The 13,353-nt window shown below is 74.1% G+C and carries 12 protein-coding genes; 2 read left to right on the top strand and 10 right to left on the bottom strand.

Translation table 11 applies throughout. The features are described 5' to 3' along the window. Positions 1 to 10: 10 nt before the first annotated feature. A complete protein-coding gene (locus ACIP4Z_RS23900) occupies positions 11 to 676 on the bottom strand; it encodes a hypothetical protein (RefSeq protein WP_391045067.1) in 666 nt (221 codons plus the stop codon). Between the two features lie 218 nt (positions 677 to 894). On the opposite strand from ACIP4Z_RS23900, the gene glsA reads away from it, so the two are divergent. Then, entirely contained in the window at positions 895 to 2,277 is a 1,383-nt protein-coding gene (glsA, locus tag ACIP4Z_RS23895; protein WP_355341061.1) for a glutaminase A, read from the top strand. Positions 2,278 to 2,338: 61 nt separating this feature from the next. Further along, positions 2,339 to 3,433 (top strand): chemotaxis protein, encoded by a 1,095-nt coding sequence (locus tag ACIP4Z_RS23890; protein WP_401311217.1) that lies wholly within the window; start codon positions 2,339 to 2,341, stop codon positions 3,431 to 3,433. Positions 3,434 to 3,674: 241 nt separating this feature from the next. Here the strand turns inward: ACIP4Z_RS23890 and tpg are convergent, their stop codons facing one another. The 9 genes from tpg to ACIP4Z_RS23845 form a co-directional block, all read right to left on the bottom strand. Then, positions 3,675 to 4,232, bottom strand: coding sequence for a telomere-protecting terminal protein Tpg (gene tpg, locus ACIP4Z_RS23885; RefSeq protein WP_355341067.1), 558 nt, complete (start codon positions 4,230 to 4,232; stop codon positions 3,675 to 3,677). Positions 4,233 to 4,241: 9 nt separating this feature from the next. Further along, a complete protein-coding gene (tap, locus tag ACIP4Z_RS23880) occupies positions 4,242 to 6,407 on the bottom strand; it encodes a telomere-associated protein Tap (RefSeq protein ID WP_401311213.1) in 2,166 nt (721 codons plus the stop codon). Between the two features lie 93 nt (positions 6,408 to 6,500). Continuing rightward, a complete protein-coding gene (gene secD / locus ACIP4Z_RS23875) occupies positions 6,501 to 7,409 on the bottom strand; it encodes a preprotein translocase subunit SecD (protein WP_401311210.1) in 909 nt (302 codons plus the stop codon). Positions 7,410 to 7,436: 27 nt separating this feature from the next. Continuing rightward, positions 7,437 to 8,078 (bottom strand): DUF6629 family protein, encoded by a 642-nt coding sequence (locus ACIP4Z_RS23870; RefSeq protein WP_401311207.1) that lies wholly within the window; start codon positions 8,076 to 8,078, stop codon positions 7,437 to 7,439. A 256-nt stretch (positions 8,079 to 8,334) separates the two neighbouring features. Next, the gene (locus ACIP4Z_RS23865; RefSeq protein WP_391045086.1) at positions 8,335 to 8,709 is read right to left on the bottom strand and encodes an acyl-CoA carboxylase epsilon subunit; all 375 of its coding nucleotides are present in this window, start codon (positions 8,707 to 8,709) and stop codon (positions 8,335 to 8,337) included. 98 nt (positions 8,710 to 8,807) lie between these two features. Further along, a complete protein-coding gene (locus ACIP4Z_RS23860; RefSeq protein WP_355341348.1) occupies positions 8,808 to 10,379 on the bottom strand; it encodes an acyl-CoA carboxylase subunit beta in 1,572 nt (523 codons plus the stop codon). A gap of 35 nt (positions 10,380 to 10,414) precedes the next feature. After that, positions 10,415 to 11,260 (bottom strand): 4'-phosphopantetheinyl transferase superfamily protein, encoded by an 846-nt coding sequence (locus tag ACIP4Z_RS23855; protein WP_391161958.1) that lies wholly within the window; start codon positions 11,258 to 11,260, stop codon positions 10,415 to 10,417. An 8-nt stretch (positions 11,261 to 11,268) separates the two neighbouring features. Beyond that, entirely contained in the window at positions 11,269 to 11,694 is a 426-nt protein-coding gene (locus ACIP4Z_RS23850; RefSeq protein WP_355341083.1) for an acyl carrier protein, read from the bottom strand. 257 nt (positions 11,695 to 11,951) lie between these two features. Beyond that, complete coding sequence (locus tag ACIP4Z_RS23845) at positions 11,952 to 13,295, bottom strand: MFS transporter (RefSeq protein WP_401311202.1); 1,344 nt, start codon at positions 13,293 to 13,295, stop codon at positions 11,952 to 11,954. Positions 13,296 to 13,353: the final 58 nt, after the last annotated feature.

The following is a 13,353-nucleotide window of genomic DNA, read 5'->3' as shown; positions in this document are numbered from 1 at the left end:
GGGGCGTCCTTCAGTAGCGCTGGGCCTGGGCCACGCGCGGGAAGAGCGTCTTGTCGGCGTCCTTCGTGCTGAAGGCAACCGGCTGGGCGTGTTTGCCGGGCTCGACGTCGCGGGCGCCGACGACCGTGGAGTCCACGACGGCGCCGTCGGAGTCGGCGAATTCGACCTTGACGGCGAAGGACGCCTTCGTGTCGGTGGTGTTGGTGATGCTGACCAGGACGGCGTTGAGGCCGCCGGTCCTGGCCTTGGGGAAGCCGGTGAGCTGGACGTCCTTGACGGCGTTGCCCTGCCCGTCGACCTTGGCCAGCTCCGACTTCGCCTCGGCCGCGGCGCTGCCCGCGCCCGCTTCCACCGACGCCTCGAAGCTGGAGGCGGCGGCCTTCGCGGAGGACTGCGCGGCGGAGGCGGTCTGCTGGGCGGCGGAGGCGAGGGAGTCCAGCGGTGAGGGCAGGGTGCCGGAGAAGTTCCCGGTGCTGGGCGGGCCGCCGGGCGTCGTCGCTCCGGTCGAGCTGTTGCCGGAGGAGTTGTCGCAGGCCGACACCAGCGCCAGGCCGCCGGCCGCCATGGCCACCAGCGCCGCCGCGGTCAGTGAGCGCAGGCGGCGCGAGCGGGCCGTACGGGCCCGTCCGTCACCGGTTTCTCCTGCGCGGGTCCCCTCGGTACGACGTCGGCTCACGGGCTTCCCCTCCGGCTTCTGCGCTGGTCACCGGCCGGGCACACGCTCCGGCCGCCCCTCCACCGTGCGGGGTGCCCCGGCGGCGCGCAGCGTGCGCGGTGCCGTACGGGTGACGCGCCGGGCCCGGCGGTGGGGTGTCCGCACCGGCCCTGCGAGGGGGTGCCCGCCGCGGGCCTTGCGCGTTTGCGGGGTCGGCGGGGCGGGCCGAGCATGAGGCCATGACCGATCCGGTGGCGTTCGACGTGGTCAGCGAGGGCTTGGCCGAGGTGCACCGGCGGCTGCTGCCGCTGCGGGACGGCGAGGTGGCGTCGTACATCCCGCAGCTCGCGCTGGCCGACCCGGACGACTTCGGCATCGCACTGGTGAGCATGGGCGGCCACCGTTACGAGGCGGGCAGGTCACGTACCGAGTTCACCGTGCAGTCGGTGTCCAAGCCGTTCGTGCACGCGCTGGCCCTGTCCGAGCTGGGCCTCGACGAGATGACCCGCTGGGTGGGCAACGAGCCGAGCGGCGACGCCTTCAACGCGATCAGCCTGGAGCACGGCACCGGCCGCCCCGCCAACCCCATGATCAACGCGGGGGCCATCGCGACGACCAATCTCGTACCGGCCGCCTCGCCGGGCGAACGGTCCGCGCGCATCCTCGACGCGCTGAGCGCCTTCGCCGGGCGGCGGCTCACCGTGGACGAGGACGTCTACCGCTCGGAGGCGGCCACCGGCGACCGCAACCGGGCGCTGGCGTATCTCATGCACGCGGCCGGTTCGCTGCGCACCGATCCGGTGGAGGCGGCCGAGGTGTACTTCCGGCAGTGCTCGGTGCTGGTGAACACCGTCGATCTGGCCGTGATGGCGGGGACGCTCGCCAACGGCGGGGTCAATCCGGTGACGCGCGAGCGGGTGGTGGCCGAGCAGGTGGCCGTCGAGGTGCTGTCGGTGATGGCGACCTGCGGGATGTACGACGCGGCCGGTGACTGGCTGGTGCGAGTGGGGCTGCCCGCCAAGAGCGGGGTGTCCGGCGGGCTCGCGGCGGCCAGCCCGGCCCGGTTCGGCATCGCCTGCTACAGCCCGCCGCTGGACCGTACCGGCAGTACGATCCGCGGGGTGGTCGCGCTGCGGGAGCTGTCGCGGCGGTTCGGCATGCATCTGATGCACCACCCGGTGCCGGGCGCGGACACCGTGACGCGGGTCGGCACGGGCGGCAGCGGCGGTACGGGGACCCGGGTCTCCTCCGGGCGGGAGCGGGTGACGGCCGACCGCGACCTGCTGGACCGGGACGGCGACCGGGTGGTGCTGGTGGCCGCGCGCGGCGAGGTGGACTTCCCCGCGGCGGAGCGGCTGCTGCACGCGCTGGCAAGCGCCGTGCCGCTGGTGCCCGGCTGGGTGGTGGTCGACATGGAGCGCGTGACGCACGTCAATCCGGTGGCCGGGTTGATGCTCGGCAACGCCTTCGAGCGGATCTCGGCGGCGGGGCACCAGGTCGCCCTGGTCGGCGCGCCGGACCAGCACTGGGGCGGTGTCGCGGTACGGCACGACAGCGTGGAGGACGCGCTGGCGTGGGCGGAGGACGCACTGCTGTACGAGCTGCGGCCACTGCCCCAGTGAGATATCCATAAAGAGACAAAGGGATTTCATGTCCGGGGGGACTTCGCCGGAAGGGCCTGCCATGCACTCGCCTCTCAGCCCCGCCACCCTCGCCGACCTGCGCCGTCCGCGCCACTACCCCGCCGTCTCCGTGCTGATGCCGACGCACCGCCGGGAGCCGGACAACGCACAGGACGCCGTACGCCTGCGCAATCTCATCGCGCGGGCCAAGGACGAGGTGGAGTCCGACCCCGAGGTGTCCAGGGCCGACCGGATCGATGTGGTCGAGCAGCTGGACAAGGCGCTGTCCGAGGTGGACCTGGTGCACGCCGAGGACGGTCTGGCGATCTTCGCGGCGCCCGGTGAGCACCAGGTGTGGTCGCTGGACCGTTCGGTGCCGGAGCGGGTGCTGCTCGCGCAGACGTTCCTGACCCGTAATCTCATCGCCGCGCAGGCGGCCGACCAGCCGTACTGGGTGCTGGCGGTCTCCGCCGACCACGCCACTTTGTGGGGCGGCGGCCGGGAGCGGCTGACCGAGCACACCGCGAGCGGTTTCCCGAAGACCCGGTCGCTTCCCGACACCGACATCGAGCGCGAGGAGCGCATCGGGGACCGGCCCAGCACCTTCAACGACGAGGAGACCCGCCGCTATCTGCGCGAGGTCGCCGACGCCGTCGGTACGGTGCTCACGGCCGAGCCGCGGCCCCTCTACGTCGTCGCGGAGGCCGAGGCCCTCGCCGTCCTGGACGAGGTCAGCCCCGATGCCAAGGAGGCCATCCGGGTCCTCCAGGGCGGTCTGTCCAAGGGCCCCGCCGAAGCCGTCCGGCAGGCCGTGCTGCCCGCCGTCCGCGAGCGCGCCGACCAGGACGTCTCGGATGTCCTCGCGGAACTCGACGCCGCCCGTGGCCGCCGTACCTTCGCCGCGGGCGTGGACGAGGTCTGGCAGTCCGTCGTCGAGGGCCGCGCCGCCGTCGTCGTCATCGAGGACGACTACCGCACCACCGTCCGCGACGACGCCGACCACCTCGTCCCCGCCACGCCAGAAACCCCGGGCGCCCGTGAGGACATCGTCGACGAGATCGCCGAACAGGCCCTCGACACCGGTGCCCGCGTGCACTTCGTCCCCGACGCGATGCTCAACGGCTCCCACCACATCGCGGCCGTGCTGCGCTACTGACGGCCCGCACGGCCTTTCTCCGCCTCGGGCCTCGCCTCATACGCGGTCTCGTGCCCGGTCTCTTGCGCGTCGGGCCTCGCCTCTTGCCCGCTCCCCCAGCTCCGGCAGCCGCCGTGCGTCGTGGTGCAGGAACCGCACGGCGGCGCCGCGCTCGCGCGCCTTGGCCTCCGCGGCGCGCAGCGCGGTGTCCGCCAGGTCGGCGTCACCGTGTGCGTGCGGTCCGCCCGTACGAGCGCCTCCGTCAGAAGTCTATTTCCACGTAGTCGATGTCGGTGAACTCGACCAGCAGCCCGTCCGCGCGGCGGCCGCTGTCCTTGAAGTAGACCTCCTGGAGGCCCTCGGCGGCGATGGCCTGGAGCTGCTGTTCGGTGGCGCCGGAGGACTGGGCTTCGAAGAGCCGGGCGGCGTAGGCGGGCGGGAGGTGCTGGGTGATCCGGCGCATGCGGCCGTCGTCGGTGGAGCCGGGGGCGGCGGTGAAGCCGAAGCGGGCGCGGGTCTCGATGACGAGGCCGTCGGAGGTGGCGGCGCGGCGCTGGGCGCGCTGTTTGACACGGGGCTGCCAGTCCTGCCGGACGGCGGCGGCGAGGCGGTCGGCGAGTTCGCGCCGCGGCCGCTTGAGCGTGCCCTTCAGGTAGCGCTCGACGGTGCGCTGGGTGACGCCGAGGCGCTGGGCGACGGCGCGGGTGGAGCCCTTGGCGTATTTGACCAGGAAGCGCATCTGGGCCTGCGCGGACTTGGGGATCGGCCGGGTCTGGGTGTTGGCCGTCGCCTTGTCGAGGCTGTCGCCGATGATGCCCACGCTGTGGTCCTACTCTCCGTCGACGGCGGCGTCGGTGCCCTTGATGTGGCGGGCCGGGTTGTGGCCCTGGTCGAGGAGTTCGACCGCCCACATCAGGTCCTGGGTGCCTTCGTGCTTGACCATGCCGGGACTGACGCCGAGCCGGAATCCGCCGGGCAGCGGCTTGCCCTCCGGCGCGCGCGGCAGGAAGTCCAGCGGCGAGGGTCCGTCCGAGGCGTAGACGGCGCAGTCGGACAGCACGGCGAGCGGGTAGAGCCCGACGGCGGCGAACTTCCGCATTTTGCGGTGCATGTTGACCCGCGCGGAGGAGATCACGGCCGCGCGGATGTCGGGCCGCCAGGTGGGGCGGTCCAGCGCGGACCACCGCTCCCCCGGCCGGTAGCCCGCGCCCTGCGGGCGCTCGCGGAGCTTGCCGATGCCGCCCTTGACGGTCGCCTTGACGGCGGACAGCACGGCGGCCAGGCCCGGATCGGTGTCCTTGTGGACGGCCATCGCGGCCAGGAAGTCCGCCTCGTCCATCCCCGCGGTGACGCCGAGCTGCCCCATCGTGGCGAGGTAGGCGTCCCGCAGCCGGGTGTACCAGGCGTCCAGATACGCGCCGGTCTCCGGCCGTACGTACGCCTCGACGGGCTTGACGTCGTGGCCAAGTTCGACGGCGTAGGCGACGGTCGGGGTGGCGTACCAGGCGGGTCCCTCGGGGCGGGTGCCCTGGGGGGTGAAGGGGCTCGGCAGCCGGGGGTCGAGTTCGATGCCGGAGAGGTCGACGAGCCAGCAGCCGGGCAGCGCCTTGTCGAAGCCGGGGGCGGTGCGGTGGACGGGGGCGCCGAGGCCGACGGTGAGGCGGTTCGCGGCGGCGGCGAAGGCCATGTTGACGTCGATGCCGACCGCGTACGGCCTGGCGCACTCGTCGTCACCGAGGAGCTGCGGGTCGCGGATCCAGTCGTACGCCTCCTCGTCCAGCACCTGGTCCGGTGTGCGCCGGTGGCCGCGCGGATGGAGCCGGGCCGCCACGGGGTGCTCGTCGGGGGCCTCGGGCGGCGCGGGGTCGACGGCGGCGCCGAGCGCGCCGGCCACCTTCCCCGACACCCACGCGCCGCTCGTCTCGTCCCGTACGGCCCTGGTCGGCGGGCGCAGGCTCGTCATCAGTTCGAGGCCGCAGACGGCGGTCGAGCCGCGCGGGGTGATCACGCGGGTGGCGTACGTGCCGAGGATGCGGGCCACTTCGGCGGGCGGCGCCTGGTCCACGTTCCCCCACGACCGGCTGTCCAGCGCGCCCCAGGGCAGGATCGCGAGCTGTACGCACTGGCGCTGTCCGGCCTGCGCGGGCCGGTAGACGCGTGCCCAGGGGCCGAAGCCGCGCCGGGTGAGCTGCCATCCCGCGCGGGCGACGCGGCGTACGGCCTCGTGGTCCTCGGGCAGCCGCAGCCCGCGCCGGTCGGCCAGTTCCGCGGGGAGGCCGAAGCGCGTGGTGGCGGACTCGGTGAGGACGACCAGCGGGTCGGCGTCCTTGCCCGAGCGGTGCAGCCGGGCCGCGCCGAGGCGTGCGTCGGTGAGGGCCCACTGCACGAGCGACGGAATGTCGTCCGCCGGGCATTCCAGGACGAGGCCGCCGACGCAGTACGCGCTGCCGTCGCCGTCCACGACGGCCAGCGGTCCGTTGGCGAACCGCGGATCGGCACCGGGCTCGGGGGCACGGACGGAGGCGGGGGCCTGGGGGCGGCGGGCGGGGGCGGGGCGGCGCGGCGGCGGGGCGGGCTGGCGCGCGGGGGCGGCTGCTGGTTCGGGTGCGGGGTCAACGGGGGCCGCGGAACGGGGAGTTGGCGGCGCCACCACGGCGACCGGCGCGGGCTCCGGTACGGGCACAGGTACGGGCACAGGTTGCGGGGCCGGCTCAGGAGCCGGGACGACCGGCGGCGCCGGATGCAGCGCAGCGAGACCGTCCAGCAGCCGTACGTACGCCGCCCGCTTCGGCGACCTCGGCTCGGCGCGGCCGGACTCCCACGCGGTGACCGTCTCGCGCCGCACCTTGAGCGTCTTCGCGATCTGGTCCTGGCTGATCCCGGCCGCCTCACGCAGCCGCTTGCGCTCGGCGGGTTCCGGCAGCGAGTCCTGCGCGGCCACCTGTTCGAGCAGCGCGTCGACCGAAGCGAACAGCTCGCCCTGCTCATTCGACAACCGGACCACCTCCGACCGTCACCCTAGCCAAACACACACCCGAACACACGCCGGACACACAGTGTCCGGCGATCATGCCGGCGCGGCGACCGGCTACGGCTGCCGCGTCACCCCGCTCACCGTGAGCCGTACCGGCAGCGCGCCGCTGCCGATCAGGGCGGCCAGGTCCTCCGCGCGCTGCCGGTCGAAGTCGCCGAAGATCTGCGCCGCGCCGTCGGTGATGGCCTGCTGGACGGCCGGTGCGGACAGCAGGTCGTCGTCGAGCAGGATCGCGAACTGATTGGCGGGCGGCGTTTCCTGGGCCAGCGCCGCGGTGACCGTGCCGAATGTCTTCGCGCCCCGCTCGGTGAAGTTCAGATTCACCATCCACTGGCCGGAGTTCGGTTCGTACGCGGACTTGGCGCTCTTGACGTCCTCGCCGTCGAGCGCGACCGGGCCGAGCAGGTACTTCTGGCCGGTCTTGGCGTCGCAGGCCGGGGTCGGCTCCTCGGGCCTGGACAGCGGGGGCGTGCCGGTGACCGGGCAGGTGAGGGCGTCGAAGCGCTGCCGAATCTCGGCGGACCCCTCCGCGTGATCGCCCTTGACCGCCCGGAAGGCCAGCTCGGCGGTCGCCGCCAACTGCCGCAGCCGGTCGCCGCTGTCGCCGGGCGCGTCGGCGGTGATGACGTTGCCGCGCTGTTCGATACGGGTGCCGGTCAGTCCGAAGGCGGCGGCGCGTTCCTTGAGCCGACGCACCGTCTCCTGGAGTTGGTCCGCGCTCATCGCCGAGGCGGCGGTGTACGTGGCGACGGTGCGGCCCGAGGCGGTCGACTCCGACGGCTTCACACCGCTGTCGGGGTCGACCGCGTCGGGATCGACGGCGCCGGTGTCGGAAGGGCCGGAACGGGCGGCGCCGGGCGAGCCGGGGGACGGCGAGCCCGACGAGCAGGCGGCGAGAGCCGGGCCGAGCGTGATCAGGACGACGGTGAGGGCGACCGTGGACACGGTACGGTGAGGACGCATCCGCCCAGTCTGACGTGTGATCAGCCGCTACGACAGTACGGGCGCGGTCGGCGCCGGCCCCGTCGACGGCCGCCGTACCCACAGCAGGAGGACGACGGAGACGACGGCGGCGAAGGCGCACCAGGTGGAGACGAATTCGGTCCGCCACACCGCCGCGCAGACCGCGGCCCCCACCCCGGTGAGGACGCCGAGCAGCCGCAGCATCCGGTCCGCGCTGAGCAGCAGGGAGCCGACGGTGGCCACCAGATATCCGGCGATGACCAGCGGTACGGCGGGCACGTCCACCGCGTAGCCGACGGTGTGGCCGCGGATGTCGGCGACGGGCGCCCGGTCGATCAGGCAGGCGACGAGCACGACGGCGGTGGCGAGTCCGGCCAGCACCGGTACGGCCAGCCGCAGCCGCCCGCCCGGCGGCGCGGCGGTCAGCACGGCGAGCGGCACATAGACGGCCAGCAGCGGCAGCGCGATGATCGCCCACGCGAGGGTGGCGGGCCCGGTGCCGCCGCCGCGGTGCCAGACCGCGGCCTCGATGAGCTGATGGGCGCCGAGCACCAGCGGCAGCGCCGCCAGCGGCAGGTCCCGGGCCCGGCGTACGCGCGCGACGCAGGTCACGCCCAGGGCGCAGATCACCGAGCCCGCCGCCAGATCGGCCGTGGCGCTCCAGCACATGAGGTCCCCTCGCGTCGTGCGGTCCGATGATCCGTTGTACGTCCCCGTCACGCTACGACGCCTGCCCTCTTCCGGCCGCGGGACCCCGCCGCGCGGCCGGGGGAAATCGCCTCCGGCGGGAGTCTCGGGTGAGACGACGAAAAACGGCCCCACGCGCCGAAGCGCGTGGGGCCGTTGATGGTGCTCAGTGCTCAGTGCTCGGTGCTCGGTGCTCGGTGCATCGGGCGCTCAGGTACTCCTAGGGGACCGCCCGCGCTCAACTCGCGAGCAGATCCCGGGTCCCGGCGGTCCAGGCGCGCGGGCCGGTGAAGCCGTGCGCGCGCCAGCGGGCGGCGCCCCGGCGGCGGGCGGCCGTCGCGTGGTCGGCGTCGGCCGCCGCGCGAACGGTGGCGGCGCGGGCGAGCAGCACGGCGGTGACCGCGGCGATCTCCTCGGGTGTCGCGGTGCCGCGCTCGACACGTACCAGCGTCGTCGGCGCCGGAGCCGCCTCGGGTGCGGCGAGCGGCACCACGGCGGGCGCGGCGTTGATCGTCTCCAGCGCGGGCGGTCCCGGCTGCGCCGGGATGGTCAGCGTGCCGACCCGCACCAGGTGCGGTGCGGCGGGGGTGGGAGCGGTGATGGCGGCGGGCATGGGGGTGTCCCCTTCGGTCTCGGAACTGCCGGACGGAATGCACGAGTTGCGGGCGGCTGCGCTGATGCACCGTCAAGGGCTGTGCGGAGTACGGCGGGCTACTGCGGCGGGTTGCCGTGCTTGCGGCGCGGCAGGTCCGCGTCCTTCGTCCGCAGCATGGACAGCGACCGGATCAGCACCGACCGCGTGTCGCGCGGGTCGATGACGTCGTCCACCAGGCCGCGTTCGGCCGCGTAGTAGGGATGCACGAGTTCCCTGCGGTACTCCTCGATCTTCTGGATCCGCATCGCCTCGGGGTCCTCGGCGGCGGCGATCTCGCGGCGGAAGACGACGTTGGCCGCGCCCTCCGCGCCCATGACGGCGATCTCGTTGCTGGGCCAGGCCAGCGCGATGTCGGCGCCGATCGACTGCGAGTCCATGACGATGTACGCGCCGCCGTACGCCTTGCGCAGCACCACCGAGATCCGCGGCACCGACGCGTTGCAGTAGGCGTACAGCAGTTTGGCGCCGCGCCGGATGATGCCGTCGTGTTCCTGGTCGACGCCGGGCAGGAAGCCGGGGACGTCGACCAGGGTGACGATCGGGATGTTGAAGGCGTCGCAGAACTGCACGAAGCGCGCGGCCTTCTCCGACGCCTTGATGTCCAGCACCCCGGCCATCGCCGACGGCTGGTTGGCGACGATGCCGACGGTCTGCCCGTCGAGCCGGGCCAGCGCGCAGACGATGTTGGGCGCCCAGGCGGCGTGCACCTCCATCGAGTCGCCGTCGTCGACCAGTTCCTCGATGACGTCCCTGATGTCGTAGCTGCGGTTGCCGTCGGTCGGCACGATCTCCAGCAGCGCGTCGCCCGGCCGGTCCACCGGGTCCTGTCCGGGGCTGGCCGGGGGCAGTTCGCGGTTGTTGGACGGCAGCAGCGACAGCAGGTAGCGGACCTCGGCGAGGCAGGTGTGCACGTCGTCGTAGGCGAAGTGGGCGACGCCGGAGACGCTGGCGTGCACGTCGGCGCCGCCGAGCGCGTCCTGGGTCACCTCCTCGCCGGTGACGGCCTGCACGACGTCGGGCCCGGTGATGAACATCTGCGAGATGCCGCGGACGGCGAAGATGAAGTCGGTCAGGGCCGGGGAGTACGCGGCGCCCCCGGCGCACGGGCCGAGCATCACGCTGATCTGCGGGATCACGCCCGACGCCTTGGTGTTGCGCTGGAAGATGCCGCCGTAACCGGCGAGCGCGGAGACGCCTTCCTGGATACGGGCGCCCGCGCCGTCGTTGAGCGAGACCAGCGGGGCGCCGGCCGCGATGGCCATGTCCATGATCTTGTGGATCTTCTCGGCGTGCGCCTCGCCGAGCGCGCCGCCGAACATCCGGAAGTCGTGGGCGTAGACGAAGACCGTCCGGCCCTCGACCGTGCCCCAGCCGGTGACCACGCCGTCGGTGTGCGGGCGCTTGCCCTCCAGGCCGAAGCCGCTGGCCCGGTGCCGCCGCAGCGCCTCGACCTCGGTGAAGCTGCCCTTGTCCAGGAGCAGGTCGATCCGCTCCCTCGCGGTCAGCTTGCCCTTGGCGTGCTGGCGTTCTGTCGCCGTGGGGTCGGGGCCCTGGCGGGCCAGCTCCTTGAGGTCGCTCAGTTCCTGCAACCGGTCGGGGACCTCGGCGGGAGACTCCGCGTTGGGCATGGCGCTCCACCCTCCCTTGCTCGGGTTCATGTCGATCACTCCTGTGGCCGCCGGACGGCGGCCTGCGGCACGCGGTGCACCCGCGTGCGGGAATCGGCGATCAGCTCCGTGGCGTCCTCGGCGTGGAGGCAGTCGGCGGTCAGTGTGCGGACGACGGTGCGGTAGTGGTGCGGGGTGCGGACGGCCGCCGCCGTGGCGTGGCCCGGCGGTCCCGGCACATCGGTGACGGACCATCCGGACGGGCGGTGCGGGCCGCCGCGCCGGCCCGCCGCCGTCCCGAGGTAGTCGGCGGCCAGGTCGCGGCGCAGACCGGTGCCGAGGCCCTTGAGATACGCCTCCTTGCGGGTCCACAGCCGGGCGAAGGCCGCGGGCCTCCTGCGGCCGGGCACAGCGGCCAACTCCGCCTGTTCCGCGGGGTGCAGGTCGGGCAGGCACAGCCGTACGGCGTTGGCCGGCGGCACCCGCTGCACGTCCACGCCGACGGTGGCGCCCGCGAGGGCGACGACCGCGACCTGGTGGCTGTGCGACAGCGAGAAGTGCGGCCAGTCGGGCACGGGACCGCGCGGGCGGTCGAGCAGCACCGGGCGGCCGTGCGGGCCGCCGCAGCAGGGGCAGCGGTCCCGGCCGAGCCGCAGCGCCCGCGGCGGGAGGCCGGTGTAGGCCGACAGCAGGCGGCGCAGGGCGACGTGGGCGGAGAGGTAGCGCACCCGGTCGCCCGTACGCAGCAGGCCCGCGGCGCGCTCGCGTTCGTCGTCGTCCAGTTCCCCGACCGGCAGCGGCGCCGGGTCGGTGTGCGTCCAGGGCCGGGGCAGCACCCAGATGTGCAGGTCGCCCGGCGCGACGGTCAGAGCCGGTGCGGTGGCGGCCCCCGTACGGTCCACCGCGCCGCTCACCGCGCGGTGCGCGCCGCTGCGGTGAGCCGCGGCCTCTCCGCCGGGGTGTCGAAGACGGCCCCGGCGACGGCGCCGACCGGGGCCGTCTGCGGGACGCTCTGCGGTACGGGGGTCACCAGCCCGGCCAGCAGCGCCGCCACCTCGGTGACCGAGTCGTCCCGCAGCAGGTCCGCGGCGGGGACGTCGACGCCCAGCGCCGAGACGAGCCTGCGGCGCAGCGCCAGCGCGGTGATCGAGTCGACGCCCTGGCTGCGCAGCGACCGGTCGGTGCTGATCCGGTGGGCCGGGGGCACATGAAGATACGGCTCCAACTGACGGCAGATGTAACGCTCGATGATCCTGGTCCGCACGTCGATGCCCGCGGCACGCAGGACGTGCGGGTCGGGAAGCCCCCTCAGGTGCAGGGGGACCGTCTGTTCCATCACGGCATACCGCCTTCCATCGGTAGTGCACGGACCGGCGCCGCCGTTGCGCTGTGGCGCGGCGGTTCACCGGCAGGTTCGAGAACGTGCCGCGCGGACGGCTCCGCGGGGCACGGGTCGCTCCGCGCGGTGGCGGAGCGTCGGCCCGCGGGGGTCGTCCGGGACCGGGCCCGCGGCCCTCGTGGGGACGGGCGCGGTACGGACGGGGCGCGTACGGGCGGGGGTTCGGGTGCCTCGGGGCACCGTGCGCGCCGGCGTCACGCGCCGGTCGTCGGGACGGCCGGGGTCTCGGGCGACCGGCTGCCGGTCTCCCGCGCGCGCCCGGCCTCCCGATCACCGTCGCCCTCGCGCTCCGCCCGGTCCCCGCCGTCCACCCGGTCCCCGCCGTCCGCCCGGTCGCCGTCGTCCGCCCGGTCGCCGTCGTCCCCTCGGCCCGGACGGGGCCGGTCAAGCAGCATGGCGACCGCCGCCGCGGCCAGCGAGACGATGCCACCCGCGTAGAGTCCTGATCTGGCGCCCCAGTGCTCGGTGAGCCAGCCGACCGCCAGCGCGCCCAGCGGGGTGGTCCCCTGGAGGATGAGCGCGTAGATGGCCAGCACCCGCCCGCTGAACGCGGGGTCGGCGCCGAGCTGGATGCGGTGGTTGGCCGCCTGGGCGAAGTAGAGCGTGGTGAAGCCGGTGACCGCGAGCAGCAGCAGCTCGCTCAGGTAGTTCGGCGCCCAGCCCGCCGCGGTCTCGGCCGCGCCGAAGGCCAGCGCGGAGCCGGTCACCAGCCGTCCGCTCGGCCGGGTCGTACGCGAGGTGGTGACCAGCGCCGCCAGCAGTGATCCGGCCGCCAGCGCCGTGGTGAGCAGTCCGAAGGAGGCCGCGGAGGTGTGGAAGACCGTCTTGGCCACCAGCGGCAGCGTGAGCTGGAAGTTGAACCCGGCCAGGCCGATGACGGCGACCAGGGCGAGCGGCAGCAGCAGGTCGGGGCGGCTCGCGGTGTAGCGCAGGCCGTCGATCACGCGGGCGCGGGCTGCGCCCGGCGGCCCGCGGTGCAGTTCGGCGGGCCGCATCATCCGCAGCGCGACGACCGTGGCCAGATAGCTGACGGCGTTGAGCAGGACGACGGGTCCGGTGCCGAGCCAGCCGACGAGCAGGCCGCCGAACGCGGGCCCCGCCACCCGTGCGACGTTGAAGTACGCCGCGCTCAACGCCGAGGCGTTGGGCAGCAGTTCGGGGCCGACCATCTCGCGCACGAACGACATGCGGGTGGGGATCTCCACGGCGCTCGCGGTGCCGAGGCCGAGGGCGAACAGATACAGATGCCACAGCCGCAGCGTCCCGGTGAGCATCAGGGGCGCGAGCAGGGCGGCGAGCACACCGCAGACCAGGTTGGCGGCGACGAGCAGCGCGCGCTTGTCGTGGCGGTCGGCGAGCCGCCCGCCGTACAGCGCGAGGAGCAGGACCGGGGTGAACTGAAGGGCCGTCACCAGGCCGAGCGCGGTGGGTGAGTTGTCGGTGAGCGAGAGGACCGCCCAGTCCTGCGCGACCACCATCATCCAGGTGCCGGCCGCCGAGACGACCTGGCCGAGCGCGAAGAGCCGGAAGTTGCGCACGGCCAGCGACCGGAAGGGCCCGCCCGCGGACCGCCGTGCCCCGCCCTTCGGTTGGCGG

The sequence above is a fragment of the Streptomyces sp. NPDC088910 genome (genome assembly GCF_044749865.1).
Taxonomy (GTDB): domain Bacteria; phylum Actinomycetota; class Actinomycetes; order Streptomycetales; family Streptomycetaceae; genus Actinacidiphila.
Note: the sequence above shows the minus strand (reverse complement) of the source record. Positions and strands in the feature narration are given on the sequence as shown.

What these genes read in the sequence shown, in the direction of transcription:
- glsA (WP_355341061.1), top strand. Translation starts at nt 895, where the DNA reads ATGACCGATCCGGTGGCGTTCGACGTGGTCAGCGAGGGCTTGGCCGAG.
- ACIP4Z_RS23890 (WP_401311217.1), top strand. Translation starts at nt 2,339, where the DNA reads ATGCACTCGCCTCTCAGCCCCGCCACCCTCGCCGACCTGCGCCGTCCG.
- secD (WP_401311210.1), bottom strand. Translation starts at nt 7,409, where the DNA reads ATGCGTCCTCACCGTACCGTGTCCACGGTCGCCCTCACCGTCGTCCTG.
- ACIP4Z_RS23870 (WP_401311207.1), bottom strand. Translation starts at nt 8,078, where the DNA reads ATGTGCTGGAGCGCCACGGCCGATCTGGCGGCGGGCTCGGTGATCTGC.
- ACIP4Z_RS23865 (WP_391045086.1), bottom strand. Translation starts at nt 8,709, where the DNA reads ATGCCCGCCGCCATCACCGCTCCCACCCCCGCCGCACCGCACCTGGTG.
- ACIP4Z_RS23860 (WP_355341348.1), bottom strand. Translation starts at nt 10,379, where the DNA reads ATGCCCAACGCGGAGTCTCCCGCCGAGGTCCCCGACCGGTTGCAGGAA.
- ACIP4Z_RS23850 (WP_355341083.1), bottom strand. Translation starts at nt 11,694, where the DNA reads ATGGAACAGACGGTCCCCCTGCACCTGAGGGGGCTTCCCGACCCGCAC.